At 72.5% G+C, this 24,822-nt stretch carries 20 protein-coding genes; 9 read left to right on the top strand and 11 right to left on the bottom strand.

Features of this window, described 5'->3' with window-relative positions; translation table 11 throughout:
* The first annotated feature begins 16 nt into the window (after positions 1-16).
* Both ACZ7GZ_RS11065 and ACZ7GZ_RS11060 read left to right on the top strand, forming a co-directional pair.
* Positions 17-1,156 (top strand): acyl-CoA dehydrogenase family protein, encoded by a 1,140-nt coding sequence (locus ACZ7GZ_RS11065; protein ID WP_471022866.1) that lies wholly within the window; start codon positions 17-19, stop codon positions 1,154-1,156.
* Complete coding sequence (locus ACZ7GZ_RS11060; RefSeq protein ID WP_471022865.1) at positions 1,156-2,190, top strand: acyl-CoA dehydrogenase family protein; 1,035 nt, start codon at positions 1,156-1,158, stop codon at positions 2,188-2,190. The genes ACZ7GZ_RS11065 and ACZ7GZ_RS11060 overlap by 1 nt, the downstream gene beginning before the upstream one ends.
* 1 nt (position 2,191) lies before the next feature.
* Here the strand turns inward: ACZ7GZ_RS11060 and ACZ7GZ_RS11055 are convergent, their stop codons facing one another.
* The 4 genes from ACZ7GZ_RS11055 to ACZ7GZ_RS11040 form a co-directional block, all read right to left on the bottom strand.
* Entirely contained in the window at positions 2,192-2,917 is a 726-nt protein-coding gene (locus ACZ7GZ_RS11055; protein ID WP_471022863.1) for a VWA domain-containing protein, read from the bottom strand.
* Between the two features lie 117 nt (positions 2,918-3,034).
* The gene (locus tag ACZ7GZ_RS11050) at positions 3,035-4,498 is read right to left on the bottom strand and encodes a glutamate synthase subunit beta (RefSeq protein WP_471022861.1); all 1,464 of its coding nucleotides are present in this window, start codon (positions 4,496-4,498) and stop codon (positions 3,035-3,037) included.
* Positions 4,491-9,092 (bottom strand): glutamate synthase large subunit, encoded by a 4,602-nt coding sequence (gene gltB, locus ACZ7GZ_RS11045; RefSeq protein WP_471022859.1) that lies wholly within the window; start codon positions 9,090-9,092, stop codon positions 4,491-4,493. The genes ACZ7GZ_RS11050 and gltB overlap by 8 nt, the downstream gene beginning before the upstream one ends.
* 472 nt (positions 9,093-9,564) lie before the next feature.
* On the bottom strand, positions 9,565-10,296 hold the full coding sequence (locus ACZ7GZ_RS11040) for a VIT1/CCC1 transporter family protein (RefSeq protein WP_471022857.1): 732 nt from the start codon (positions 10,294-10,296) through the stop codon (positions 9,565-9,567).
* 271 nt (positions 10,297-10,567) lie between these two features.
* On the opposite strand from ACZ7GZ_RS11040, the gene ACZ7GZ_RS11035 reads away from it, so the two are divergent.
* From ACZ7GZ_RS11035 to ACZ7GZ_RS11005, 7 genes are read left to right on the top strand one after another with little or no spacing between them, the layout of a single operon-like run.
* The gene (locus ACZ7GZ_RS11035; RefSeq protein WP_471022856.1) at positions 10,568-12,214 is read left to right on the top strand and encodes an ADP-ribosylglycohydrolase family protein; all 1,647 of its coding nucleotides are present in this window, start codon (positions 10,568-10,570) and stop codon (positions 12,212-12,214) included.
* Positions 12,211-13,329 (top strand): ADP-ribosylglycohydrolase family protein, encoded by a 1,119-nt coding sequence (locus tag ACZ7GZ_RS11030; RefSeq protein WP_471022854.1) that lies wholly within the window; start codon positions 12,211-12,213, stop codon positions 13,327-13,329. Before ACZ7GZ_RS11035 ends, ACZ7GZ_RS11030 begins: the two co-directional genes overlap by 4 nt.
* 8 nt (positions 13,330-13,337) lie before the next feature.
* On the top strand, positions 13,338-14,552 hold the full coding sequence (locus ACZ7GZ_RS11025) for an ADP-ribosylglycohydrolase family protein (protein WP_471022852.1): 1,215 nt from the start codon (positions 13,338-13,340) through the stop codon (positions 14,550-14,552).
* A complete protein-coding gene (locus tag ACZ7GZ_RS11020; RefSeq protein ID WP_471022850.1) occupies positions 14,540-15,958 on the top strand; it encodes an ADP-ribosylglycohydrolase family protein in 1,419 nt (472 codons plus the stop codon). The genes ACZ7GZ_RS11025 and ACZ7GZ_RS11020 overlap by 13 nt, the downstream gene beginning before the upstream one ends.
* Entirely contained in the window at positions 15,955-16,848 is an 894-nt protein-coding gene (gene rbsK / locus ACZ7GZ_RS11015) for a ribokinase (RefSeq protein WP_471022848.1), read from the top strand. Before ACZ7GZ_RS11020 ends, rbsK begins: the two co-directional genes overlap by 4 nt.
* Complete coding sequence (locus ACZ7GZ_RS11010) at positions 16,845-18,056, top strand: CaiB/BaiF CoA transferase family protein (protein WP_471022845.1); 1,212 nt, start codon at positions 16,845-16,847, stop codon at positions 18,054-18,056. Before rbsK ends, ACZ7GZ_RS11010 begins: the two co-directional genes overlap by 4 nt.
* Positions 18,053-18,865 carry an HpcH/HpaI aldolase/citrate lyase family protein gene (locus ACZ7GZ_RS11005; RefSeq protein WP_471022842.1) on the top strand — a complete coding sequence of 271 codons (813 nt, stop codon included), beginning with the start codon at positions 18,053-18,055 and terminating at the stop codon, positions 18,863-18,865. The genes ACZ7GZ_RS11010 and ACZ7GZ_RS11005 overlap by 4 nt, the downstream gene beginning before the upstream one ends.
* A 67-nt stretch (positions 18,866-18,932) precedes the next feature.
* On the opposite strand, the gene lgt is transcribed toward ACZ7GZ_RS11005, so the two are convergent.
* The 7 genes from lgt to ACZ7GZ_RS10970 all read right to left on the bottom strand — a co-directional run bounded on the left by lgt (position 18,933) and on the right by ACZ7GZ_RS10970 (position 24,611).
* Complete coding sequence (gene lgt / locus ACZ7GZ_RS11000; RefSeq protein ID WP_471022841.1) at positions 18,933-19,886, bottom strand: prolipoprotein diacylglyceryl transferase; 954 nt, start codon at positions 19,884-19,886, stop codon at positions 18,933-18,935.
* 101 nt (positions 19,887-19,987) lie between these two features.
* Positions 19,988-20,764 (bottom strand): DsbA family protein, encoded by a 777-nt coding sequence (locus tag ACZ7GZ_RS10995; RefSeq protein WP_471022838.1) that lies wholly within the window; start codon positions 20,762-20,764, stop codon positions 19,988-19,990.
* 96 nt (positions 20,765-20,860) lie between these two features.
* Entirely contained in the window at positions 20,861-21,682 is an 822-nt protein-coding gene (gene trpA / locus ACZ7GZ_RS10990; protein WP_471022837.1) for a tryptophan synthase subunit alpha, read from the bottom strand.
* 11 nt (positions 21,683-21,693) lie between these two features.
* On the bottom strand, positions 21,694-22,977 hold the full coding sequence (gene trpB, locus ACZ7GZ_RS10985) for a tryptophan synthase subunit beta (protein WP_471022835.1): 1,284 nt from the start codon (positions 22,975-22,977) through the stop codon (positions 21,694-21,696).
* A gap of 68 nt (positions 22,978-23,045) precedes the next feature.
* Entirely contained in the window at positions 23,046-23,252 is a 207-nt protein-coding gene (gene trpM / locus ACZ7GZ_RS10980) for a tryptophan biosynthesis modulator TrpM (protein ID WP_471022834.1), read from the bottom strand.
* Between the two features lie 21 nt (positions 23,253-23,273).
* Positions 23,274-24,083, bottom strand: coding sequence for an indole-3-glycerol phosphate synthase TrpC (trpC, locus tag ACZ7GZ_RS10975; RefSeq protein ID WP_471022833.1), 810 nt, complete (start codon positions 24,081-24,083; stop codon positions 23,274-23,276).
* 135 nt (positions 24,084-24,218) lie between these two features.
* Positions 24,219-24,611 (bottom strand): DUF2752 domain-containing protein, encoded by a 393-nt coding sequence (locus tag ACZ7GZ_RS10970; RefSeq protein WP_471023135.1) that lies wholly within the window; start codon positions 24,609-24,611, stop codon positions 24,219-24,221.
* Positions 24,612-24,822: the final 211 nt, after the last annotated feature.

Here is a 24,822-nt window from a genome sequence, read left to right as displayed (position 1 = left end):
AAGGGAGGCGACGGCGGTGGATCTGTCCCACTCCGAGGCCGACGAGGAGTTCCGCGCCGAGGCCAGGGCCTGGCTGGAGGCGCATGTGCCGCGCTCCCCGCTGCCGTCTTTGGAGACGGCGGAGGGCTTCGCGGCGCACCGCGCGTGGGAGGCCGAACTGGCCGCGGACCGCTGGTCGGTGGTGTCCTGGCCGGAGCGGTACGGTGGCCGTGCGGCCACCACCTTCAAGTGGCTGGTGTTCGAGGAGGAGTACTGGGCGGCGGGTGCCCCGGGCCGGGTCGGGCAGAACGGCATCAGCCTGCTCGCCCCGACGCTCTTCGACCACGGCACGGAGGAGCAACGCGCGCGTGTGCTGCCGCCGATGGCCACCGGCGAGGTGGTCTGGGCGCAGGCCTGGTCCGAGCCGGAAGCGGGTTCCGACCTGGCCTCGCTGACCTCCAGGGCGCTGCGGACGGACGGCGGCTGGCTGCTCGGCGGGCAGAAGACCTGGTCCTCCCGGGCGGCCTTCGCCGACCGGGCCTTCGGCCTGTTCCGCAGCGACCCGGACACCCCGAAACCCCATCAGGGGCTCACGTACGTGATGTTCGACCTGCGGGCGCCGGGTGTCACGGTCCGTCCGATCGGCCGCCTGGACGGCAAGCCGGCCTTCGCCGAGCTGTTCCTGGACGACGTGTTCGTGCCGGACGAGGACGTCATCGGCGAGCCCGGCCAGGGCTGGCGGATCGCGATGTCCACGGCGGGCAACGAACGCGGGCTCACCCTGCGCTCACCGGGCCGCTTCCTCGCCTCGGCGCACCGGCTGGTGGAGCTGTGGCGGGCGCGCGGCTGCCCTGAGCACGTCCGCGCGCGGGTGGCCGACGCCCTGGTCGGCGCCCGCGCCTACCAGCTGTTCACCTACGCCGCCGCCTCCCGCTTCCTGGACGGGGAGGAACTCGGTCCCGAGTCCAGCATGAACAAGGTCTTCTGGTCCGAGCTGGACCTCGCGCTGCACGAGACGGCCCTCGATCTGCTGGGCCCGGAAGGCGAGTCGGCGGACACGGACTGGTCCGAGGGGTACGTCTTCTCGCTCGCCGGTCCCCTCTACGCGGGCACCAACGAGATCCAGCGCGACATCATCGCCGAGCGGCTGCTCGGCCTGCCGAAGGGACGCCGCTGATGCGCTTCCTCCTCGACGCCGAACAGCGCGCCTTCACCGACTCCCTGCACACGATGCTGTCGGCCGCGAACACCCCGGCGGTGGTCCGGGACTGGAGCCGCGGCGACCATGCGAGCGGGCGCGCGCTGTGGTCGCGGATCGCCGCGGCGGGGGTGTTCGGCCTCGCGGTGCCGCAGGAGTACGGCGGACTGGGGCCGCGTCCCGTGGAACTGGCACTCGCCTTCGTGGAGTTGGGGCGGCATGCGGTACCGGGTCCCCTGGTGGAGACGGTCGCCGCGGCGGTACTCGTCCGGGACCTCCCCTCGGCCAAGCGCTTCCTGCCGGGGCTCGCGGCCGGGACGGACCTGGCGACGGTGGCGGCGCTCCTCGGGCACCGCCCCGGCACCGGAGCAACCGCGATATCGGCCACCGGACACGCCCTCGACGCCGACGTGGCCACCCTCCGCCTGGCGCTCACCGCCGACGGTCTCCGCCTGTCCGCCACGGCCGCCGGCCCCCTGCGCCGCTCCCTCGACCCCGCCCGCCGTCTCACCCCGCTCGCCCCGGACGGTGAACTCCTCACCTCCGATCCGCCGCTCGACCGCGCCCTCACCTGGGCTCGCCTGGCCACCGCCGCCCAGGCCCTCGGCGTCGGACTCGCCCTCCTCGACCGCACGGTCGCATACGTCCGGCAGCGCACCCAGTTCGGTGTCCCCGTCGGCTCCTTCCAGGCGGTCAAGCACCGCCTCGCGGATGCCAGGACCGCCCTGGAGTTCGCCAGACCCCTGGTCCTCGGCGCGGCACTCTCCCTGCGCCCCGCGGACGTGGCCGCCGCCAAGCTCACGGCGTGCGAGGCGGCGTACCGCACGGCCCGTACGGCACTGCAGCTGCACGGTGCGATCGGCTACACCGCGGAGTACGACCTGTCCCTGTGGCTGACCAAGGCCCGCGCCCTGCGCACCGCGTGGGGCACGCCGGAGGAGTGCCGGGAGGTGGTGCTCGACGACGCGCTCGAGAAAGACGAGGGGTTCAAGCGGATCGACGCCGGAGCCTGACTCAGGCCGGCCGCACGACACCCGCGGCGCGCGCGGCGGCCAGCCACCGCGGGAACTCGCCGACGAGCCGGTCGTACAGCTCGGCGTCGGAGACGCGCCGCGGGTCCTCGCCGGCGTGGAAGAAGCCGGCGTTGTCGACGATCCGCTTGCCCGGTACGGCCAGCTCGTCCAGCTTCCGCAGGAACTCGAACTGCCGGCTGCCGGGGTCGCCGAAGCCGACGAACTGCCAGAACAGCGGCAGCCTGGCCGCTTTGCACAGATAGCGCTCGGCGGCGAGCTTGTTGACCGGGCCGCCGTCGGTCTGGAACACGACCAGGGCGGGGTCGGTGGCGCCGCTGTCCAGGTAGTGGTCGATGACGGCGTCCATGGCCAGGTGATAGCTGGTCCTGCCCATGTGCCCGAGTCCGGACACGATCCGCTCGACGCTGCCCTCGTGGCGGTCGAGGGCGATGTCGGTGACCGCGTCGACGTCCGTGGAGAAGAACACCACCGGTACCCGGCCGTCGTCGTCCAGATGCGCGGACAGGCCCAGCACCCGGTCGGCGAGCGTCTGCACGCTGCCGTCCCTGTAGTACGGCTTCATCGAGCCCGAGTGGTCGACCACCAGGTAGACGGCGGCGCGCAGCCCGTCCAGGCCGTGCTTGCGCAAGGACACCCCGGCGCTCTTGTACAGGCTGACCAGCGCGGGGGCGGTCTGTTCCACCTTGCGCAGACTGAGCGCGGCCATGATCCCTCTCGGCTGTGCGGACATGCGACGACGCCTGCCCAGGGTCCGGTCGGGGACGGTGGGCAGGCGCCGTCAGTGTTCCGTACGCCGTTGTACGGGACGTTCTTCGGGGTGCCGTCAGACCGCCAGGGCGCGGTCCGTCGGGCGGATCGGGGCCGGCAGGTCGCTGGCACCGGTCAGGAACCGGTCGACACCGCGGGCGGCCGAGCGGCCCTCCGCGATCGCCCACACGATGAGGGACTGTCCGCGGCCGGCGTCACCGGCGACGAACACACCCGGCACGTTGGTCTGGAAGTCGGCGTCGCGGGCGATGTTACCGCGTTCGTCGAGATCCAGGCCGAACTGCTCCACCAGGCCGTTCTCCCGGTCGGTGCCGGTGAAGCCCATGGCGAGGGTGACCAGCTGGGCCGGGATCTTGCGCTCGGTGCCCGGCTTGGAGGTCAACTTGCCGTCGACGAACTCCACTTCGGCCAGGTGCAGCCACTGCACGTTGCCGTCCTCGTCGCCCTCGAAGTGGGTGGTGGAGGCGGAGTAGATCCGCTCACCGCCCTCCTCGTGGGCCGAGGTGACCTTGTAGAGGAGCGGGAACGTCGGCCACGGCTGGTTGGTCGGGTGCCGCTCCTCGTTCGGGCGGGGCATGATCTCCAGCTGGGTGACGGAGGCCGCGCCCTGCCGATGCGCGGTGCCCACGCAGTCCGCGCCGGTGTCACCGCCGCCGATGACGACGACGTGCTTGCCCTCGGCCGAGATCGGCGAGGTGACGTAGTCGCCCTCCTGGACCTTGTTCGCCAGCGGCAGGTACTCCATCGCCTGGTAGATGCCCTTGAGCTCCCGCCCGGGGACGGGGAGATCGCGGGCCGTGGTCGAACCAGCGGCGATCACGATCGCGTCGTAGCGCTTCTTCAGGTCGCGGGCGCCCAGGTCGCGGCCGATCTCGACGCCGGTACGGAAGCGGGTGCCCTCCGCGCGCATCTGCTCGATACGGCGGTTGATGTGCCGCTTCTCCATCTTGAACTCGGGGATGCCGTAGCGGAGGAGGCCTCCGACGCGGTCCGCGCGCTCGTAGACGGCGACCGTGTGGCCGGCCCGGGTCAGCTGCTGGGCGGCGGCGAGACCCGCCGGGCCCGAGCCGATGACCGCGACCGTCTTGCCGGACAGGCGCTCGGGGATCTGCGGGGCGACGTCCCCGGTCTCCCACGCCTTGTCGATGATCGAGACCTCGACGTTCTTGATGGTGACCGGCGGCTGGTTGATGCCGAGCACGCACGCCGACTCGCAGGGGGCCGGGCAGAGGCGACCGGTGAACTCCGGGAAGTTGTTGGTCGCGTGCAGCCGCTCCTGGGCGGCGGCCCAGTCCTCGCGGTAGGCGTAGTCGTTCCACTCGGGGATCAGGTTCCCCAGCGGACAGCCGTTGTGGCAGAACGGGATGCCGCAGTCCATGCACCGGCTGGCCTGCTTGCTGATGATCGGCAGCAGGGAACCGGGGACGTAGACCTCGTTCCAGTCCCTGACGCGCTCACCGACGGGACGGGTCTTGGCGACCTCGCGGCCGTGGTGCAGGAAGCCCTTCGGGTCAGCCATTGATCGCCGCCTCCATCATCTTCTCGGTGATCTCGGTCTCGGTCAGACCGGCTCGCTCGGCGGCGTCCTTGGCGGCGAGCACTGCCTTGTACGTGCTGGGGATGATCTTGCTGAACCGTTGCGCGGCCTGGTCCCAGTCGGCGAGCAGCTTCTCGGCGACCGTCGAGCCGGTCTCCTCGGCGTGGCGGCGCACCACGTCGTGCAGCCACTGCTTGTCCGTCTCGTCCAGCGCCTCGACCGAGTCGACGTTGCCGACGTTGACGTTGTCGCGGTCGAGATCGATGACGTAGGCGATGCCGCCGGACATGCCCGCCGCGAAGTTGCGGCCGGTCGGGCCGAGGACGACCGCGTGACCGCCGGTCATGTACTCGCAGCCGTGGTCGCCCACGCCCTCGGAGACGACCAGCGCGCCGGAGTTGCGGACGCAGAACCGCTCACCGGTACGGCCGCGCAGGAACAGCTCGCCGCCGGTGGCGCCGTAGGCGATGGTGTTACCCGCGATGGTCGAGTACTCGGCGAGGTGGTCGGCGGCCCGGTCCGGGCGGACGATGACGCGGCCACCGGAGAGGCCCTTGCCGACGTAGTCGTTGGCGTCGCCCTCCAGGCGCAGCGTGACACCGCGCGGCAGGAACGCGCCGAAGGACTGGCCGGCGGAGCCGGTGAAGGTGATGTCGACGGTGTCGTCGGGCAGGCCCGCGCCGCCGAACTTCTTCGTCACCTCGTGGCCGAGCATGGTGCCGACCGTGCGGTTGATGTTGCGGATGGCGACCTGGGCGCGCACCGGCTGTGCCTCGGTCGCGTCGTTCGCGGCCAGGGCGTCGGCGGCGAGCTTGATCAGCTCGTTGTCCAGCGCCTTCTCCAGGCCGTGGTCCTGCTCGACCAGCTGGTGGCGCACCGCGCCCTCGGGCAGGTCCGGCACGTGGAACAGCGGCTCCAGGTCCAGGCCCTGCGCCTTCCAGTGGTCGACCGCGCGCTCGACGTCCAGCACCTCCGCGTGGCCGACGGCCTCCTCGATGGAGCGGAAGCCCAGCTCGGCCAGCAGCTCGCGGACCTCCTCGGCGATGAACCGGAAGAAGTTCACCACGTACTCGGCCTTGCCGGCGAAGCGGTCGCGCAGGGTCGGGTTCTGGGTGGCGATGCCGACCGGGCAGGTGTCCAGGTGGCAGACGCGCATCATGACGCAGCCGGAGACGACGAGCGGAGCGGTCGCGAAACCGAACTCCTCGGCGCCGAGCAGCGCGGCGATGATCACGTCGCGGCCGGTCTTCAGCTGGCCGTCGGTCTGCACGACGATGCGGTCGCGCAGACCGTTGAGCAGCAGGGTCTGCTGGGTCTCGGCGAGGCCGAGCTCCCAGGGGCCGCCGGCGTGCTTCAGCGAGGTGAGCGGGGAGGCACCCGTACCGCCGTCGTGGCCGGAGATCAGGACCACGTCCGCGTGCGCCTTGGAGACACCCGCGGCGACCGTGCCGACGCCGACCTCGGAGACCAGCTTGACGTGAATCCGCGCCTGCGGGTTCGCGTTCTTCAGGTCGTGGATCAGCTGGGCCAGGTCCTCGATGGAGTAGATGTCGTGGTGCGGCGGCGGCGAGATCAGGCCCACGCCCGGGGTCGAGTGACGCGTCTTGGCGACCCACGGGTAGACCTTGTGGCCGGGCAGCTGGCCGCCCTCGCCGGGCTTGGCGCCCTGAGCCATCTTGATCTGGATGTCGTCCGCGTTGACCAGGTACTCGGAGGTGACGCCGAAGCGGCCGGAGGCGACCTGCTTGATGGCGGACCGGCGCGCGGGGTCGTACAGGCGCTCCGGGTCCTCGCCGCCCTCACCGGTGTTGGACTTGCCGCCCAGCTGGTTCATGGCGATGGCGAGGGTCTCGTGCGCCTCCTTGGAGATGGAGCCGTACGACATCGCACCCGTCGAGAAGCGCTTGACGATCTCGCTGACCGGCTCGACCTCGTCGACGGGGATCGGCTGGCGGTCGGACTTGAAGCCGAACAGGCCGCGCAGCGTCATCAGGCGCTCGGACTGCTCGTTCACGCGGGACGTGTACTTCTTGAAGATGTCGTAGCGGCCGGTGCGCGTGGAGTGCTGGAGGCGGAAGACCGTGTCCGGGTCGAACAGGTGGGGCTCGCCCTCGCGGCGCCACTGGTACTCGCCGCCGATCTCCAGCGCGCGGTGCGCCGGGGCGATGCCGGAGGCCGGGTAGGCCTTGGCGTGGCGGGCGGCGACCTCCTCGGCGATGACGTCGATGCCGACGCCGCCGATCTTGGTGGCGGTGCCGTTGAAGTACTTCTCGACGAAGGCCTCGTCCAGGCCGACGGCCTCGAAGACCTGGGCGCCGCGGTAGGAGGCGACGGTGGAGATGCCCATCTTCGACATGACCTTCAGGACGCCCTTGCCGAGGGCGTAGATCAGGTTCTTGATGGCCTTCTCGGGCTCCAGACCGTTGAGGAAGGTGCCCGCGCGCAGCAGGTCCTCGACGGACTCCATCGCCAGGTACGGGTTGACGGCGGCGGCGCCGTAGCCGATGAGCAGGGCGATGTGGTGGACCTCGCGGACGTCACCGGCCTCGACCAGCAGGCCCACCTGGGTGCGCTGCTTGGTGCGGATGAGGTGGTGGTGAACGGCCGAGGTGAGCAGCAGCGACGGGATCGGCGCGTGCTCGGCGTCCGAGTGGCGGTCCGAGAGGACGATCAGGCGGGCGCCGTTCTCTATGGCGGCGTCGGCCTCGGCGCAGATCTCCGCGATACGGGCGGCCAGCGACTCACCGCCGCCGCTCACCCGGTACAGACCGGACAGGGTCGCGGCCTTGAAACCGGGCATGTCGCCGTCGGCGTTGATGTGGATGAGCTTGGCCAGCTCGTCGTTGTCGATCACCGGGAAGGGCAGGGTGACCGAGCGGCAGGAGGCGGCCGTCGGCTCCAGCAGGTTGCCCTCCGGGCCCAGCGAGGAGCGCAGGGAGGTGACCAGTTCCTCGCGGATCGCGTCCAGCGGCGGGTTGGTGACCTGCGCGAACAGCTGGGTGAAGTAGTCGAAGAGCAGGCGCGGGCGCTCGGACAGGGCCGCGATCGGCGAGTCGGTGCCCATGGAGCCGATCGGCTCGGCGCCGGTGCGGGCCATCGGGGCGAGGATGACGCGCAGCTCCTCCTCGGTGTAGCCGAAGGTCTGCTGGCGGCGGGTGACCGAGGCGTGGGTGTGGACGATGTGCTCGCGCTCGGGCAGGTCGCCCAGCTCGATCTCGCCGGCCTCCAGCCATTCGGCGTACGGCTTCTCGGTGGCGAGGGAGGCCTTGATCTCGTCGTCCTCGATGATGCGGTGCTCGGCGGTGTCGACGAGGAACATCTTGCCGGGCTGCAGGCGGCCCTTGCGGACGACCTTGGCCGGGTCGATGTCGAGGACGCCGACCTCGGAGCCGAGGACGACGAGGCCCTCGTCGGTGACCCAGTAGCGGCCCGGGCGCAGACCGTTGCGGTCGAGCACGGCGCCGACCTGGGTGCCGTCGGTGAAGGTGACACAGGCGGGACCGTCCCAGGGCTCCATCATCGTGGAGTGGAACTGGTAGAAGGCGCGCCGGGCCGGGTCCATGGAGTCGTGGTTCTCCCACGCCTCCGGGATCATCATCAGCACGGAGTGCGGCAGCGAACGCCCGCCCAGGTGCAGCAGCTCCAGGACCTCGTCGAAGGAGGCGGAGTCGGAGGCGTCCGGCGTACAGACGGGGAAGATCCGCTCGAGGGTCTTCCCGGAGGAGCCGAACAGGTCGGAGACCAGCTGGGACTCGCGGGCGCGCATCCAGTTGCGGTTGCCCTTGACGGTGTTGATCTCACCGTTGTGCGCGACGAAGCGGTACGGGTGCGCGAGCGGCCACGACGGGAAGGTGTTCGTGGAGAACCGGGAGTGCACCAGCGCGACGGCCGACGCGAACCGGCGGTCGGACAGATCCGGGAAGAAGGGCTCCAGCTGGCCGGTGGTCAGCATGCCCTTGTACACGATCGTGCGGGCGGAGAGCGACGGGAAGTAGACACCGGCCTCGCGCTCGGCACGCTTGCGCAGCACGAACGCCTTGCGGTCCAGCGCGATGCCCTCGCTGGCGCCGCCGTCGGCGACGAAGATCTGCCGGAAGACCGGCATGGTGGAGCGGGCGGTGGCACCCAGCAGCTCCGGGGCGACCGGGACCTCACGCCAGCCGAGGACGGTGAGGCCCTCCTCGCCGGCGATCGTCTCGATCTGTGAGACGGAGTCAGCGCTCCCCTCCTCGGGCAGGAAGGCGGTGCCTACGGCATAGGAGCCGGCCGAGGGAAGGTCGAATCCGGCCACCTCGCGGAAGAAGGCGTCGGGCACCTGGCAGAGCAGACCCGCGCCGTCACCCGAGTCCGGCTCGGAGCCGGTGGCGCCGCGGTGTTCCAGGTTGCGCAGCACGGTGAGCGCCTGCTCGACCAGCGTGTGGGACGCCTCGCCGGTAAGGGTGGCGACGAAACCGACACCACAGGCGTCGTGTTCGTTGCGGGGGTCGTACATACCCTGCGCAGCAGGGCGAGCATCCATGAACGACCAGTTCTGGCCATTCGCGGAATGCTGGGACGGCTGGCGCGGCGTACGCATCGGCTCTCCCGTCGTCGTCATGAGGCATGTGGCAAGTGCCGAGGGACGACGTTGGCCCTCTGCGTGGAGTGCAAAATTTCGTGCAGATTACATGATGGGGTGGTACCCGGGAAGCGGATACTCCGTTCCAACATGCGGACGCCACGGGGTCCGTGGCACCTGTGCCGCACGGTCCGCGGCAGGCTGCCGCACGAGGCGGCGGGGGTGCCGCGCGGTACGCGGCAGGTGCCGCGCGAGGCGGCGCGGTGCCGCACACGGCGGCGGCAGACGTGTGAAGGGGACCGTCGCGGAGAAGATCGGTCGGATCGGTGTCCGGCGGCCCGGGGGTGCGGGGGGAGCGTCTTCACTCTCCCCACAGGGGTGCGGCAGGCGTCATTGCCTGCAGCGCTTACGGCTCATGCCCGGTGGTCACGCATTTGAAACCAGCGAGTAACGGCTACTTATGCGGCCCGACGCATAAGTCCCGGCCCCGCTATCCTACGGCCGTTCCGAACAGGCCGCCCAGGGCGTACGTCACACCGGCCGCGGCACCGCCCAACACGAGCTGCCTGAGGCCGCTGTACCACCAGCCGCGCGCGGTCACCTTGGCCACCACGGCACCGCAGCCGAAGAGCCCGGCGAGGGCGAGCAGCACGGCGGGCCACAGCGCGGTCGCGCCGAGCAGGAACGGCAGCACGGGCAGCAGGGCGCCGAGGGCGAAGGACCCGAAGGAGGAGACGGCGGCGACCAGCGGCGAGGGCAGGTCACCGGGGTCGATGCCCAGCTCTTCCCGGGCGTGGATCTCCAGGGCCTGCTCGGGGTCCTCGGACAGCTGGCGCGCGACCTCCCGGGCCAGGTCGGGCTCGACACCGCGGGCGACATACAGCGCCGCGAGCTCGTCCTGCTCGTCCTGCGGGTGCTTGCGCAGCTCACGGCGCTCGACATCCAGCTCGGCCTCGACCAGCTCCCGCTGCGAGGCGACCGAGGTGTACTCACCGGCCGCCATGGAGAAGGCGCCGGCGGCCAGTCCCGCGAGCCCGGTGATGACAATGGTCTGATGACTCACGGACCCGCCGGCGACACCTGTCATCAGGGCGAGGTTGGAGACAAGGCCGTCCATCGCACCGAAGACCGCGGGGCGCAGCCAGCCGCCGTTGACGTCGCGGTGCGTGTGGTTGTCGCGGTGCGCCTCGTGCAGCGCGGCCTGCGTTTCGATGACGGCCATGGGGACCCCCGGATAGCTTAGCCAAAGCTAACTTTGGATGAGTTCTACTTTTCGACAGCACCGAACCTATGCCCATTCCGCCGCTCGCGCCAGCAAGGAAAGGCTGGGCTAACCTGCGCCTTTACCTGATTGCGCACCGACTTTGCTCATCCGTGCATGATCATGCTCAGATGCCGAGAGGGTGACTCCGGCTCTGCGGAGGCTCGCGTGGGCGCGCGCCGTGGGACACATCCGCAAAGCGTCTTCGTGGTCCCGCTGAAGGAGGCCGCCCATGGCATCGATCGCCTGCAGTCCCCCGCTCCCCGCGCCCGACGCCGCCGGACTGCGCGAGCGGGCCCGCGGCGCGCTGCTCGGCCTGGCCGTCGGGGACGCGCTGGGAGCGCCCGCGGAGAACCTCAAGCCGTCCGAGATCCGCGCCCGCTGGGGCCGCATCACCGGCTACGTGGCGGAGAAGCCGTGCGGCACGGACGACACGGAGTACGCGATCTTCTCGGGGCTGCTGCTCGCCCGGCACGGTTCGGCGCTGACTCCGGCCCATGTGGAGGCGGCCTGGCACGAGTGGATCGCCGACCGGGCCGAGGGCCCCTTCCGGGGCGCGGGCTTCAGCGAGCGCGGCACCCTGGAGAACCTGCGCCGCGGCCTTGCGGCGCCCATCTCGGCCCAGCACCGGCACGCCTGGAGCGACGGCCTGGCGATGCGCGCGGCCCCCTTCGGCGTCTTCGCGGCCGGCCGGCCCGCCGAGGCGGCCCGGCTGGTGGCGATCGACGGCTCGGTCAGCCATGAGGGCGAGGGCATCTACGGCGGCCAGGCGGTGGCGGCCGGGGTGGCGGCGGCGATGACCGGCGCGCCGGTTCCGGTGGTGATCGCCGCGGCCCTCGCGGTCGTACCCGAGGACTCCTGGACGGCGCGCTCCCTGCGGCGCGCGGTGGCCGTGGCCCACCGCGGCGAACGCGCGGTCCGCTGCGCGGTCGTCATCGGCGGCTATCCCTGGACCGACCTGGCCCCCGAGGCGGTCGCCCTCGCCTTCGGGGCGTACGCGGCGGCCGACGGCGACTTCGTGCAGGCCGTTCTGACCGCCGTCAACATGGGCCGCGACGCGGACACGACGGCGGCTGTGGCCGGCGCCCTGGCCGGCGCGACCTACGGCATCGCGGCGATCCCGCCCCACTGGGCCACCCCCATCGGCCCGGCCCGCGGCCACTGCCTGCCCGCCATGACCGGCCACCACGTCCTGGAGGTGGCGGAGCTGCTGGTACCGGCTGAGGGAGAGAAGCGGGGGGCGAAGGTGACGCTTCCCGGGGTGCCGCGGGAGGGGGCGCGCGGTGCGGCACCCGGGTTGCTGGGGGAAGGAACGGGGCCTGCGCTACCGGGGGCACTTCGGGAAACGGCTGAGACTGCCCTCCCGAGGGCACTTCAGGAAGCGGCGCAGGCTGCTCTCCCGGAGGCACTTCGGGAAACGGCGGAGACTGCCCTCCCGAGGGCACTTCAGGAAGCGGCGCAGGCTGCTCTCCCGGAGGCACTTCGGGAAACGGCGGAGACTGCTCTCCCGGAGGCGCTTCGAGAAGGAGCAGGGGCTGCTCTACGGGGCTTACCTCCGGAGGGGACGGGGGCCGCACTACGGGGCTCGCTCCCGGAAGGGGCGGGGACGGCACCCCAGCCGACCGAACCCCCCGCTCCCCTCCCGCCCCCACCCGAACCGACCGCATTCCCCGCCTCCCTCCCGCCCGCACCCGAACCGACCGCATTCCCCGCCTCCCTCCCGCCTCCACCCGCACCGGACGGCTCCCTCGCGCCGGTCCCGGCCGGTTCTGAGCCCACCGAGTCGGGTCGGTGGGCGGGTGAGCGGGGGGCCAGGGGGCGGAGTCCGCTGGTCGGTGCGGGGAACTCCGGCAAGCAGGACAGCGAGGGCCGGCCATGAAAGCGCGCCGCATCGAGGGGCTCCTGCTCGGCCTGGCCGCAGGCGACGCCGCCGGCTGGCCGGCGGCACGGCACCGAGCCAGCCGCATGCCCGAGTGGACCCGGCGCCTCACCCGCGAACTGGACACCTTCGCCGAGCAGAACGCCACCACCACCCTCCCCGTACCGATCGCCCTGAACCAACCCCCCGAACCCCTCCGCCTCGGCCCCTCCGACGACGCCGAGTGGGCGGCCTTCGCCGCGGAGGCGGTGCTGCGGGCCGGCGACGACGACGTCCTCGGCGACCTCAGCCGAGAGCGCCGTACCCGCGCCGCCATCGACCTCACCTGGACCGCCGTGGCCGCGGAAGTCGCCGCCGCGGCGGACCGCGCCCCCGAGATCGAGTCCGCCGTGCTCCCCCTGCGCGCCCGCATCTCGGTCCGCGCCGGCCTCGGCAACCTCGCCACCGGGCTGCGGCCGCCCGCCACCGGGCACGACAACCCGCACTACTTCGACGACGCCGCCTGCGTCCGCGCCTGCGTCCTCGCCGTCGCCCACCCCGGCGACCCCGAACGCGCCGCCGCCCTCGCCGAGTTCGACGCCCGCTACACCCAGGACGGCGACGGCGTGCACGGCGCCCGCGCCATGGCCGCGGCCCTCGCCCTCGCCCTCGCCGGCGCCGAGACGGACGCATGCGTGACCGCCGCGCTCGCCGAGCTCCCGCCCGACACCGAGATCGGCCGCAACGCCCGTCACGCGCTGGCCCTCGCCGAGGACAGCGAGTCCGCCTTCGCCCTCGTCCCGCTCCTCGAGCACCAGATCGTCGACCACGTCTACAGCTACGGCATCGCCGCGGCCGAGACCGTCCCGGTCGCCCTCGCCCTGGCCACCGCCGCCGGCGGCCGGATCGCCGAGGCCGTACCCGCCGCCGCCTGCCTGTCCCGGGTCGCCGACTCCGCTCCCGCCCTCGCGGGCGCCCTGACCGGAGCCCTCGGCGGCGGCGCGGCCGTCCCGCAGACCTGGCGGGACGCCTGCCGCACCCTGTCCGGCTGCGCACTGCCCCGCCTCACCGGCACCGACCTGGTGGAACTCGCCGGACTCCTGGAAGCCGCACAACCGGCCCACCCAGGAGGATGATTCGGGGCATGACGCCCAAGAAGTCCAAAGGACTGAAAGACGAAGAAAACAGTCATCCCCCTTCGGACAGTCCCGTGCACGGCCTCGACGAGCGGATCACCGGCGCCCTCGTCGGAGCGGCCGTCGGCGACGCCCTCGGCGGTCCGGTGGAGGGCTACACCCCGGAGCAGATCGCCGAGCGCCACGGCGGCCGTGTCCACGGCATCGTCGGCCCCTGGCACGGCGACGCCTGGCGCACCGCCCGCCCCGTCGCCCCATACCACAAGGGCGACGGCCACGTCACCGACGACACCCTGATGACCCACGCGCTGATCCGGGTCTACGCCCGCGTCCGCGACCACCTCGACGCGTACTCGATCGCCGACCACCTGGTCCCGGACCTGATGACCAACCTGCGGTGGATCCCGGAACTGGAGACCGAGGCCCTGCCCCTGCACCGCCTCTTCCTCGCCGAGAAGTGGCTCGCGGCCCGGCTGGCCTACGGTCATGCGGACCCCCGGGAGGCGGGCGTCGGCAACATCGTCAACTGCGGCGCGGCGATGTACATGGCCCCCGTCGGACTGGTCAACGCGGCCAACCCGGCCGCCGCCTACGCCGAGGCGCTGGACATCGCCGGCGCGCACCAGTCGTCGTACGGCCGGGAGGCGGCCGGTGTCCTGGCCGCGGCCGTCGCCGCCGCCGCGACACCGGGCGCGACCCCGGACTCCGTCGTCGGCGCCTGCCTGTCCCTGGCGAAGGACGGCACGCGCGTGGCGGTCGAGAAGGTCTGCGAAGTGGCCTGCGAGTACACCGACTTCGAGTCGGCTCTGCGCCCCCTGCGCGCGGCGGTGGCCCCGTACGACACCGTCGGCCCGGACTACCGCGCGCCCTCGCTCGCCGCCCGCCGCCCCTCCCGGCTGCACGCGATCGAGGAACTGCCCATCGCGCTGGGCATGGTGCTGGTCTCCGGCGGCGACTACCGGCACGCGGTCCTCGGCGCGGTCAACTACGGCCGGGACTGCGACTCGATCGCCACGATGGCCGGTGCCCTCGCGGGCGCCCTCGGCTCGCCCGTCCCGGAGGACTGGGCGAAGGCGGTCGCCGAGGCCAGCCGCCTGGACCTGTGGGCGCCGGCCCGCACGCTCACCGAGGTCACGCGGGAGGTCTTCGCACGCGACGTACGGCGGCGCCGCGCCCACGAGCGGGCGTTCACGGCCCTCGGAGGAACTGCATGCTCCGACTGACCTGGGTCCAGCCGGAGGACCTGCTGGGCCACGAACTCCGCCAGGCACGGCTGGACGGCCGTGAGCCGTCGGCGATCGAGGCCCGCTGGCGAGCGGCGGGCGGCCCCGAAGCGCCGCCGCGCGCGGGGGCGTCCACCCACCGGGCGTCCCGCTATCTGCGTCTCCTCGCGGAAGACCTGCTGGACGAACTGGCCGACCTGCCCAGTCACCTGTCCGAGGACGAACCGACGGACCTGGCACGCATCAAGCGCCTGTGCACGGACTGGCCGTCGTCCGGCTGCGGGCCCGACGCGGCCGATCGCGCAGTCCCCCGCCCCCCTGCGGGGCGCTGCCCAGCTGCGCCGGCCCCCACCCCGGCCGCCCTCGAAGCCGCCTGGCTCGGCCGGGCCATCGGCTGCCTCCTCGGCAAGCCCGTCGAAAAGCTCCCCCTCGACGCCATCCGGGCCCTCGCCCGCGCAGCCGGCAACTGGCCCCTCACCACCTACTTCACCGGCGTCGGCGTCCCGGAAGACCTCCTCGCCGCCCACCCGTGGAACCGCCGCTCGGCCGACACCTGCCTCGCCGAGAACATCGACGGCATGCCCGAGGACGACGACCTCAACTACCCCCTCCTCAATCTGCTGCTCCTCCAGCGCCACGGAAGGAGCTTCCGCACCGGCGACGTGGCCCGGCTCTGGCTGGACGAGCTCCCGCCCGGCCGCGCCTTCACCGCCGAACGCATCGCCTACCGCAACCTCCTGTCCGGCATCGAACCCCCGCACACCGCCCGCCACCGCAACCCCTTCCGCGAGTGGATCGGCGCCCTGATCCGCGCCGACGTGCACGGCTGGACCAACCCCGGCGACCCGGCCGCCGCCGCCGAACAGGCGCACCGCGACGCGGTCCTCACCCACACGGCCAACGGCGTCTACGCGGCGATGTTCACGGCCGCCGTCATCGCCGCCGCCGCGACCGGCGCCCAGGACGTGCACGCTTGTCTGCGCACCGGCCGGAGCGTGGTCCCGCCCCGCTCCCGGCTCGCGCGTGCGATCGACCACGCCGTCGAACTGGCCGGGTCCCGCGAGGACTTCGACGAGGTCGTGGACGAACTCCACGCCCGCTACTCCCCCGCCCACCACTGGGTGCACTCCCTCCCCAACACCGCCCTGCTGGCCGCCGCCCTCACCCACGCGGACGGCGACTTCACCGGCTCCGTGTGCCGTGCGGTGTCGGGCGGTTGGGACACCGACTCCAACGGCGCCACGGCCGGCAGCATCGCCGGACTGCTCGCCGGCGCCCCCGCCGCCCTCCCCGACCGCTGGCGGGCCCCGCTGAAGAACCGGCTCGCCACCGCCGTCGGCGACTTCGACGGCACCGGCTTCGACACCCTCGCCCATCTCACCCATCTGGAGGCGACCCGCTCATGACCCACATCGTCGTCCTCGGCAGCACGAACATGGACCTCGTCACCTATGTCGCGAAGGCCCCGCAGCGCGGCGAGACCGTGACGGGACGCGAGTTCCACACCGTCCCCGGCGGCAAGGGGTCCAACCAGGCGATCGCCGCCGCCCGCGCCGGCGCGACCGTCTCGATGATCGGCGCGGTCGGCAACGACGCCTTCGGCCTGCGGCTGCGCGACGCCCTCGAACACTCCGGCGTGGACTCCGACTTCCTGCGCACGGTCGAGGGCCCGTCCGGCACCGCGCACATCGTGGTGGACGACGAGGGTGCCAACTCCATCGTCGTCATCCCCGGCGCGAACGGCACCGTCGACCACCTCTCGCCCGGTGACGAGGGCGTGATCGCCTCCGCCGACGCCCTGCTGCTGCAGTTGGAGATCCCGCTGGCCGCGGTCGTCGCCGGCGCTCAGGCGGCACGCCGGCACGGGGTCCGTACGGTCCTCACCCCGTCGCCCGCCCAGCCGCTGCCTCCCGAACTCCTCGACGTCATCGACCTGTTGGTGCCCAACGAGTTCGAGGCGGTCACGCTCACCGGCCGCACCGACCCGCGCGAGGCCGCCGCCGCCCTGCTGGACCAGGTGCCCGAGGTCGTCGTCACCCTGGGCGCGACCGGCAGCCTCTACCTGGCCCGGGGCGCCGAGCCGCTCGTGATCCCGGCGCCGAGCGTGACGGCCGTCGACTCCACGGGCGCCGGTGACACCTTCGTCGGTGCGCTCGCGGTGGCCCTCGCCGAGGAGAAACCGGTACGGGAGGCCCTGTCCTGGGCGGCGGCCGCCGCGGCGATCTCCGTCCAGCGGGCCGGGGCGTCGGCGTCGATGCCGTACCGCCCGGAGATCGACGCACAGTGCACCGCATGAGTGCGGCACGTGTGAGTACGACGGCACCGCCGCTGACCGGTCTGCGGGTGCTGGACCTGGCGACGCTGTTCGCGGGCCCGATGGCCGCCACGCTGCTCGGTGACTTCGGCGCCGAGGTGATCAAGGTCGAGCACCCGGACCGGCCGGACCCCTCCCGCGGGCACGGCCCGGCCAAGCACGGCATCGGCCTGTGGTGGAAGGTGCTCGGCCGCAACAAGCGGACCATCACCCTGGACCTGTCCACGCCCGGCGGCCGTGCCGTCCTGCTCCGGCTCGCCGCCACCGCCGACGTGGTGATCGAGAACTTCCGCCCGGGGACCCTGGAGAAGTGGGAGCTGGGCTGGGCGGAGCTGTCGGCCGCCAACCCTCGGCTGCTCCTCGCCCGGGTGACGGCCTTCGGCCAGTTCGGCCCGTATGCCCACCGCCCCGGCTTCGGCACCCTCGCCGAGGCGATGAGCGGCTTCGCCGCGCTCACCGGTGAGCCGGAGGCACCGCCGACGCTGCCGCCGTTCGGGCTCGCGGACTCGGTCACGGGCCTGGCGACCGCCTACGCGGTGCTCACGGCGCTGGCCGCACGGGAGCGCACCGGGGCCGGGCAGGTCGTCGACATGGCGATCATCGAGCCGATGCTGTCGGTCCTCGGCCCGCACCCGACCTGGTACGACCAGCTCGGTCATGTGCAGGAACGCACCGGCAACCGCTCCGCGAACAACGCACCGCGCAACACGTACCGCACCGCGGACGGGCTCTGGGTCGCGGTCTCCACGTCCGCGCAGTCGGTCGCGGAACGGGTGATGCGCCTGGTGGGCCGTCCGGAGCTGATCGGGGAACCGTGGTTCGCCACCGGCGCGGACCGCGCCGCGCACGCCGACGTCCTGGACGAGGCGGTCGGCTGCTGGATCGCCGCCCGCACCCGCGCCGAGGTCCTCGCGGCCTTCGAGAAGGCCGAGGCCGCGGCGGCCCCGGTCCATGACGTCCGGGACGTCCTGGCCGACCCCCAGTACCAGGCGCTGGACACGATCACCACGGTCTTCGACCCCGAGCTGGGCCCGCTGCGCATGCAGAACGTGCTCTTCCGGCTCTCCGCGACCCCCGGCGCGATCCGCTGGGCCGGCCGCCCGCACGGCGCCGACACCGAGGCCGTGCTCACCGAGCTGGGCCTCACCCCGGCCGAGGTCGCCGTCCTGCGCGCGGAGGGAGCCCTGTGACCCGGGCCCCGCTGACCTGGCTCTACGTTCCCGGCGACTGCCCGGCCGTGGTGGCCAGGGCGCTGGCCGCGGGCGCCGACGTGGTGGTGATCGACCTGGAGGACGCGGTCGCCCAGGGCCGCAAGGAGTACGCCCGCGCGGCCACGGCCGACCTCCTCACCGAGCCCCAGCCGGTCCCGGTACACGTCCGCGTCAACGCCCTGGACAGCCCCTGGGCCGCCGGGGACCTGGCCGCCCTGGCCGCGCTCCCCGGCCTCTCGGGCCTGCGGCTCCCCAAGGTGACCGGCCCGGACGCGATCAGGCAGGTCGCCGCGGCCACCCCCGTCCCGCTGTACGCCCTGCTGGAGACGGCCCTCGGCATCGAGCACGCCCATGCCATCGCCACCGCGCACCCCGCCCTGCGGGGCATCGCCCTCGGCGAGGCGGACCTGCGGGCCGACCTGGGGGTACGGGCCGACGCGGGCCTCGACTGGCCGCGCTCCCGAGTGGTCGTCGCCGCCCGTGCGGCCGGCCTCGCCCCACCGCCCCAGTCGGTCCACCCCGACATCCGCGACCTGGACGGCCTCGCCGCCTCCTGCGCCCACGGCCGCACCCTCGGCTTCCTGGGCCGCGCCGCGATCCACCCCCGGCAGCTGCCGGTGATCGAACGGGCCTACCTGCCCACACCGGCGGAGATCGAACACGCGGAGACGATCCTCAAGGCAGCGGCCACGAAGGAGGGCGCCCAGGCCCTCCCCGACGGCCGTTTCATCGACGCGGCGGTGGTGGCCATGGCCCGGCGCACGCTGACGCTGGCGTACAGGGCCTGACCTCGCCCGCACACGCCGAGGGCGCCCGGGGAAAACCCGGGCGCCCTCGGCGTCGTACGACCGGCCGTCAGCTCTTCTTCGTCGCCGACTCGGCCTCGTCCTTCGCCTCCGCATCGGAGGGCTCGGTCTGGTCCTCGGTCTTGTCCCCGCTCTTGTCCTCGGCCTCGGCAGCGGCATCCGGCTCAGCACCGGCCACCTCGGCAACGGCCTCGGGCTCCACCACGGCTTCCCTGCCCGGCCGCTTCTTCGCCGACACGATGAGGTACGTCACCGCGAGCACGAACACGATCAGCGCGGTCCAGACGTTGAGGCGGACGCCCAGGATGTGGTGGGCGTCGTCGACGCGCATGTACTCGATCCAGCCGCGCCCCGCGCAGTACGCGGCGACGTACAGGGCGAACGCTCGGCCGTGGCCCAGCGTGAAGCGGCGGTCGGCCCAGATGACCAGGAGGGCGACGCCGACACACCACAGGGACTCGTAGAGGAAGGTCGGGTGGTAGTAGCCCGGGACCCGGCCGCCCTCGGAGGAGGTGATGTGCAGTGCCCAGGGAACGTGGGTCTCATGGCCGTACAGCTCCTGGTTGAACCAGTTGCCCCAGCGGCCGATGGCCTGTGCGAAGGCGATGCCGGGCGCGACGGCGTCGGCGTACGCCGGCATCGGGATGCCCCGGCGCCGCGCGCCGATCCACGCGCCGAGCGCGCCGAGCGCGATCGCGCCCCAGATGCCCAGGCCGCCCTCCCACACCTTGAAGGCGTCCACCCAGTCACGGCCGTCGCTGAAGTACAGCTCGTAGTCCGTGATCACGTGGTACAGCCGACCGCCGACCAGGCCGAACGGCACCGCCCAGACCGCGATGTCGGCGACGGTACCGGCCCGCCCGCCGCGGGCGATCCAGCGCTTGTTGCCGAGCCAGACGGCCACGAAGACGCCGATGATGATGCAGAAGGCGTAGCCGCGCAGCGGGATGGGGCCGAGGTAGAGCACCCCGCGCGACGGGCTGGGAATGTAGGAAAGTTCCATGGCAGGTCCGACGCTACCGTGCCGGGCCGTGGGGACGGCAAGCAGCCCGGCTACGGGTCCATAACGGGGGCGTGAGAAAAGCGGACGGTCCGGGGAAGTCCTTACCCGCGGTCGGCCGCCTCCACCATCTGCTTGAGCTTGGCCGGGGTCATGGTCTGGTCCTGGTAGATGTTCTTCCCGCCGAGCAGGACGGTGGGCGTGCCGGTGAAGCCGCCGCCCTGGAAGGCCTTCTGGGACTTGTTCACCCAGCTGTCGTGGGTGCCGTCCTTGACGCACTTCTGGAAGGCCGGGGTGTTCAGACCGCCGACCTTTCCGGCCAGCGCGGTCAGCTTGGCGTTGTCGGCGTACGCGTCGTCGGTCTCCTTGGGCTGGTTCGCGTACAGCACGTCGTGGTAGTCGCGGAACTTTCCGGTGTCCTGGGCGCAGGCCGCGGCGTTGGCCGCGCGCAGGGAGCCGGTGCCGCCGAGGTTGCCGTCGATCAGCCGGACCAGGTGGTACTCGATCCTGAGCTTGCCGGAGTCGACCAGTTGGTGGAGCGTCGGGCGGTAGGCGATCTCGAACGCCTGGCAGGCCGGGCAGCGGAGGTCCTCCCAGACGGTGAGCGTGGACTTGGCGCCGTCCTTGCCGACCGGGATCGCGAGGCTGTCCTTGCCCTGCGCGCCCGATGGCGCCACGACCGGTCCCGCCTTCTGGCCGCCCTTGTCCTTGCCCGCGTTCGCGGCGAGCACGCCGATCACCGCCGCGAGGCCCAGGACGCAGACGATGCTCGCGCCCACGATGAGCGTGCGCCGCCGCTTGTCCGCGGCCCTCTGCTTCTCGCGCTCGACCGCCAGCCGCTCCCGGGCGGTGCGCTTTCCGTCACGGTTCTTCTCACTCACACCCCCAGAACGAACCGGGAAGGCGCAGCGCGCCTCCCCGGTCCCAGGTCCACTCGTTCGAGTGACCGAATGTTCTGATAGGAAAACGACCGGCGGTTACGCCTGTCCGCGCACGCCCTTCGCCAGCTCCCCGGCCAGCTCGCGGACCGCCGCGAGACCCGCCGCGTGGTCGGGCGCGTCCAGCATCCGCTTCACGAACGCCGAACCGACGATCACACCGTCGGCGAAGCCCGCGACCTCGGCGGCCTGGGCGGCGTTGGAGACGCCGAGTCCGACGCAGACGGGCAGCTCGGTGCCGGTGGCGCGGGTGCGCTCGACCAGGTTCTGGGCCTGGGCGCCGACGGATTCGCGGGTGCCGGTGACACCCATCAGCGACGCCGCGTAGACGAAGCCGCTGCCCACCGCGGTGATCTGGGCGAGCCGCTCGTCCTTGCTGCTCGGCGCCACGACGAAGACCGTCGCGAGGCCGTGCTTCTCGGCGTGCTCCCTCCACAGGGCCGACTCCTGCACCGGCAGGTCGGGCAGGATGCAGCCCGCGCCGCCCGCCTCGGCCAGCTCGGCGGTGAACCGCTCGACGCCGTAGCGGTCGATGGGGTTCCAGTACGTCATGACGAGCACGGGCTTGCCGGTCGCGGCGTACGCCTCGCGGACCGTCCGCATGACGTCGGCGATCCTGACGCCGCCCCGCAGGGCGATGTCGTCGGCGGTCTGGATGACCGGGCCGTCGAGGACGGGGTCGCTGTGCGGCAGACCCACCTCCACGACATCCGCCCCGCCCTCGAAGACGGCCTTGATCGCCTCGATGCCGCCGTCCACGGTCGGGAAGCCGGCCGGGAGGTAGGCGATCAGCGCGGACCTTCCCCCGGCCTTGGCGGCGGCGAGGGTGTCGGACAGCAGCTGACCCTTGGTGCTGTTCAATGCGGCCCCGCTCACTTGGCGTCCCCCTCGATCTCGGCGGTGTCGGCTTGGTCGGCGGCCACCTCGGCGTCGGTGTCGTACAGGCCGAAGTAGCGGGCGGCGGTGTCCATGTCCTTGTCGCCGCGGCCGGAGAGGTTGACGATGATCAGGCCGTCCTTGCCCAGCTCCCTGCCGACCTCCAGGGCGCCGGCCAGGGCGTGGGCGCTCTCGATGGCCGGGATGATCCCCTCGGTACGGGACAGCAGGCGCAGGGCCTGCATGGCCGCGTCGTCCGTGATCGCGCGGTACTCGCCGCGGCCGGAGTCCTTGAGGTAGGAGTGCTCCGGTCCGATGCCCGGGTAGTCCAGGCCCGCCGAGATCGAGTACGGCTCGGTGATCTGGCCCTCGTCGTCCTGCAGCACGTAGGACCGGGAGCCGTGCAGGATGCCGGGCTCGCCCGCGGTCAGGGTGGCCGCGTGCTCTCCCGTCTCGAGGCCGTGTCCGGCCGGCTCGCAGCCGATGAGGCGGACGCCCTCGTCGGGGATGAAGGCGTGGAAGAGTCCGATGGCGTTGGAGCCGCCGCCGACGCAGGCGATGGCGGCGTCCGGGAGGCGCCCGGCGCGCTCCAGCAGCTGGCGGCGGGCCTCGACGCCGATGACCCGGTGGAAGTCGCGGACCATGGCCGGGAAGGGGTGCGGTCCGGCGACGGTCCCGAACAGGTAGTGCGTGTGATCCACGTTGGCGACCCAGTCGCGGAACGCCTCGTTGATGGCGTCCTTCAGGGTGCGGCTGCCGGACTTCACGGCGACGACCTCGGCGCCCAGCATGCGCATGCGGGCCACGTTCAGGGCCTGGCGCCGGGTGTCGACCTCGCCCATGTAGATGGTGCAGTCGAGGCCGAAGAGGGCACAGGCGGTGGCCGTGGCGACACCGTGCTGGCCGGCGCCGGTCTCGGCGATGACCCGGGTCTTGCCCATCCGCTTGGTGAGCAGGGCCTGGCCGAGCACGTTGTTGATCTTGTGGGAACCGGTGTGGTTGAGATCCTCGCGCTTGAGGAACACCCGGGCGCCCCCCGCTTCCGCGGCGAAACGGGGTACCTCGGTCAGCGCCGACGGGCGCCCCGTGTAGTTGACGAGCAGGTCGTCGAGCTCTCGGGCGAACTCGGGGTCCTGCTTGGCCTTGTCGTACTCGACGGCGACCTCGTCGACGGCGGCGACGAGGGCCTCCGGGATGAACTTGCCGCCGAACGCGCCGAAGTAGCCCTCGGCGCTGGGCACCTGGCCGGTGGGGTCAGGGAAGAAGAAATCGCTGGGCATGCGAATACCTCACGGTGAGTGTGTGAAAAGACACTGTTCGCCGTGGGGGCGGAGTTCGTCGTACGACCTCAGGCCGTGTACGGCTGGTCGCGCAGTTCCCCGCGCCCCTGTGGGGCGCGCTGCCATCGACGGCCGTTCACCTGCCCGGGCTCGTCACCGATGACGTAACGCACGCGGCGGCCGTGGACGCGCCTCGCCGGGGCGCGACAGCCCCTCGGGCGGCAGCCACGCGCCAGGCGGGCGTGCCGGTCCACGGTCGTCACGGTGAGAGTCATCGTTACCCAGCCTACCGGCGATCAGCCCCGCCCGTGCCGCAGAGCGGGGTGCTCGCCCGCGGCGACCAGGTCGGAGACGGCCGTCTTCGGGTCACGGCCGGTGACCAGGGACTCGCCGACCAGGACCGCGTCGGCACCGGCGTTGGCGTAGGCGATCAGGTCGTGCGGGCCCCGCACACCGGACTCGGCGACCTTGACGATGTGGTCCGGGATCTCCGGCGCGACCCGCTCGAACGTGCCGCGGTCGACCTCCAGGGTCTTCAGGTCGCGCGCGTTGACGCCGATGATCTTGGCGCCCGCGTCCACGGCCCGCTCGACCTCGTCCTCGTCGTGGACCTCGACGAGCGGGGTGAGGCCGATGGAGACCGCGCGCTCGATCAGCGACTCCAGGGCCGGCTGGTCCAGGGCGGCCACGATCAGCAGCGCGAGGTCGGCGCCGTACGCCCGGGCCTCCCACAGCTGGTACGAGGTGACGATGAAGTCCTTGCGGAGCAGCGGGACGTCCACGCGCGCACGGACGGCCTCGAGGTCGGCCAGCGAGCCGCCGAAGCGGCGCTGTTCGGTGAGGACGGAGATGACGGCCGCACCGCCCGCCTCATAGTCCGCGGCCAGCCCGGCGGGGTCGGCGATCGCGGCCAGCGCGCCCTTGGAGGGGCTGGAGCGCTTGACCTCGCAGATCACCTTCACGCCGTCGCCCTTGAGCGCGGCCACTCCGTCCTTGGCGGCAGGAGCCTTGGCCGCGCGCTCCTTGAGCTCGTCGAGGCTGACGCGTGCCTGCCGCTCCGCCAGGTCGGCACGGACTCCGTCGATGATCTCGTCGAGCACACTCACGCGAGCGGCCCCCTTTCAGACGGTGGTTCCTTCAGGTTTTGAAAACTTGTGGTCACTGCGATGGTATCCGCAGCGGTGCGGAGCCTTCGCATCCGGTGGACGCCGGTCCCACCACCTGGACGTCGACCCGACCGATCAGGGATGCAGCCAGCCGCCCGACGGCAGGTTCCGCACAGCCGTGAACAACAGGAGCACCGCACCGGCGGCCCACAGGTGCACCGGTCCCAGGTCCACGCGCATCGGCCGGCCGCGCGCCGCACGGATCACCCACACGGTCCACAGCACGGCGAAGCCCAGGTAGGCGGCGACGCCCAGCGCGTTGTCGTGCAGGGCGGTGAGGAGGTCGCCGTGGACGAAGGCGTGCGCGCTGCGCAGGCCGCCGCAGCCGGGGCAGTACAGGCCGGTGAGCCGGTACAGCGGGCAGACGGGGTAGTGACCGGGTTCGCCGGGGTCGACGGCACCGACGTATGCGAAGGCTCCGGCGACGGCCGTGAGGAGCCCGGCCGGGACGGCCAGGCGCCGCCACAGCGGGTCCGCGACGGCGTCGTACGGAACGGCCTGCGGGGCCGGGGGACTGTCGGCGTTCACGCGACCATTGTCTCCTGCGAGTCGGCACCATGCGCGAGGGGGGGGGGGGGGGGGGGGGGGGGGGTGGGGGGGGGCGGGGGGGGGGGGGGGGGGGGGGGCCGGGCGCCCGCCTACCGCTTCGCCCTAGTCGGCTCCCTGCGCACCCCGCTCG

The organism is Streptomyces sp. NPDC037288 (assembly GCF_055603265.1).
This window is presented reverse-complemented; position numbering and strand designations above follow the sequence as displayed.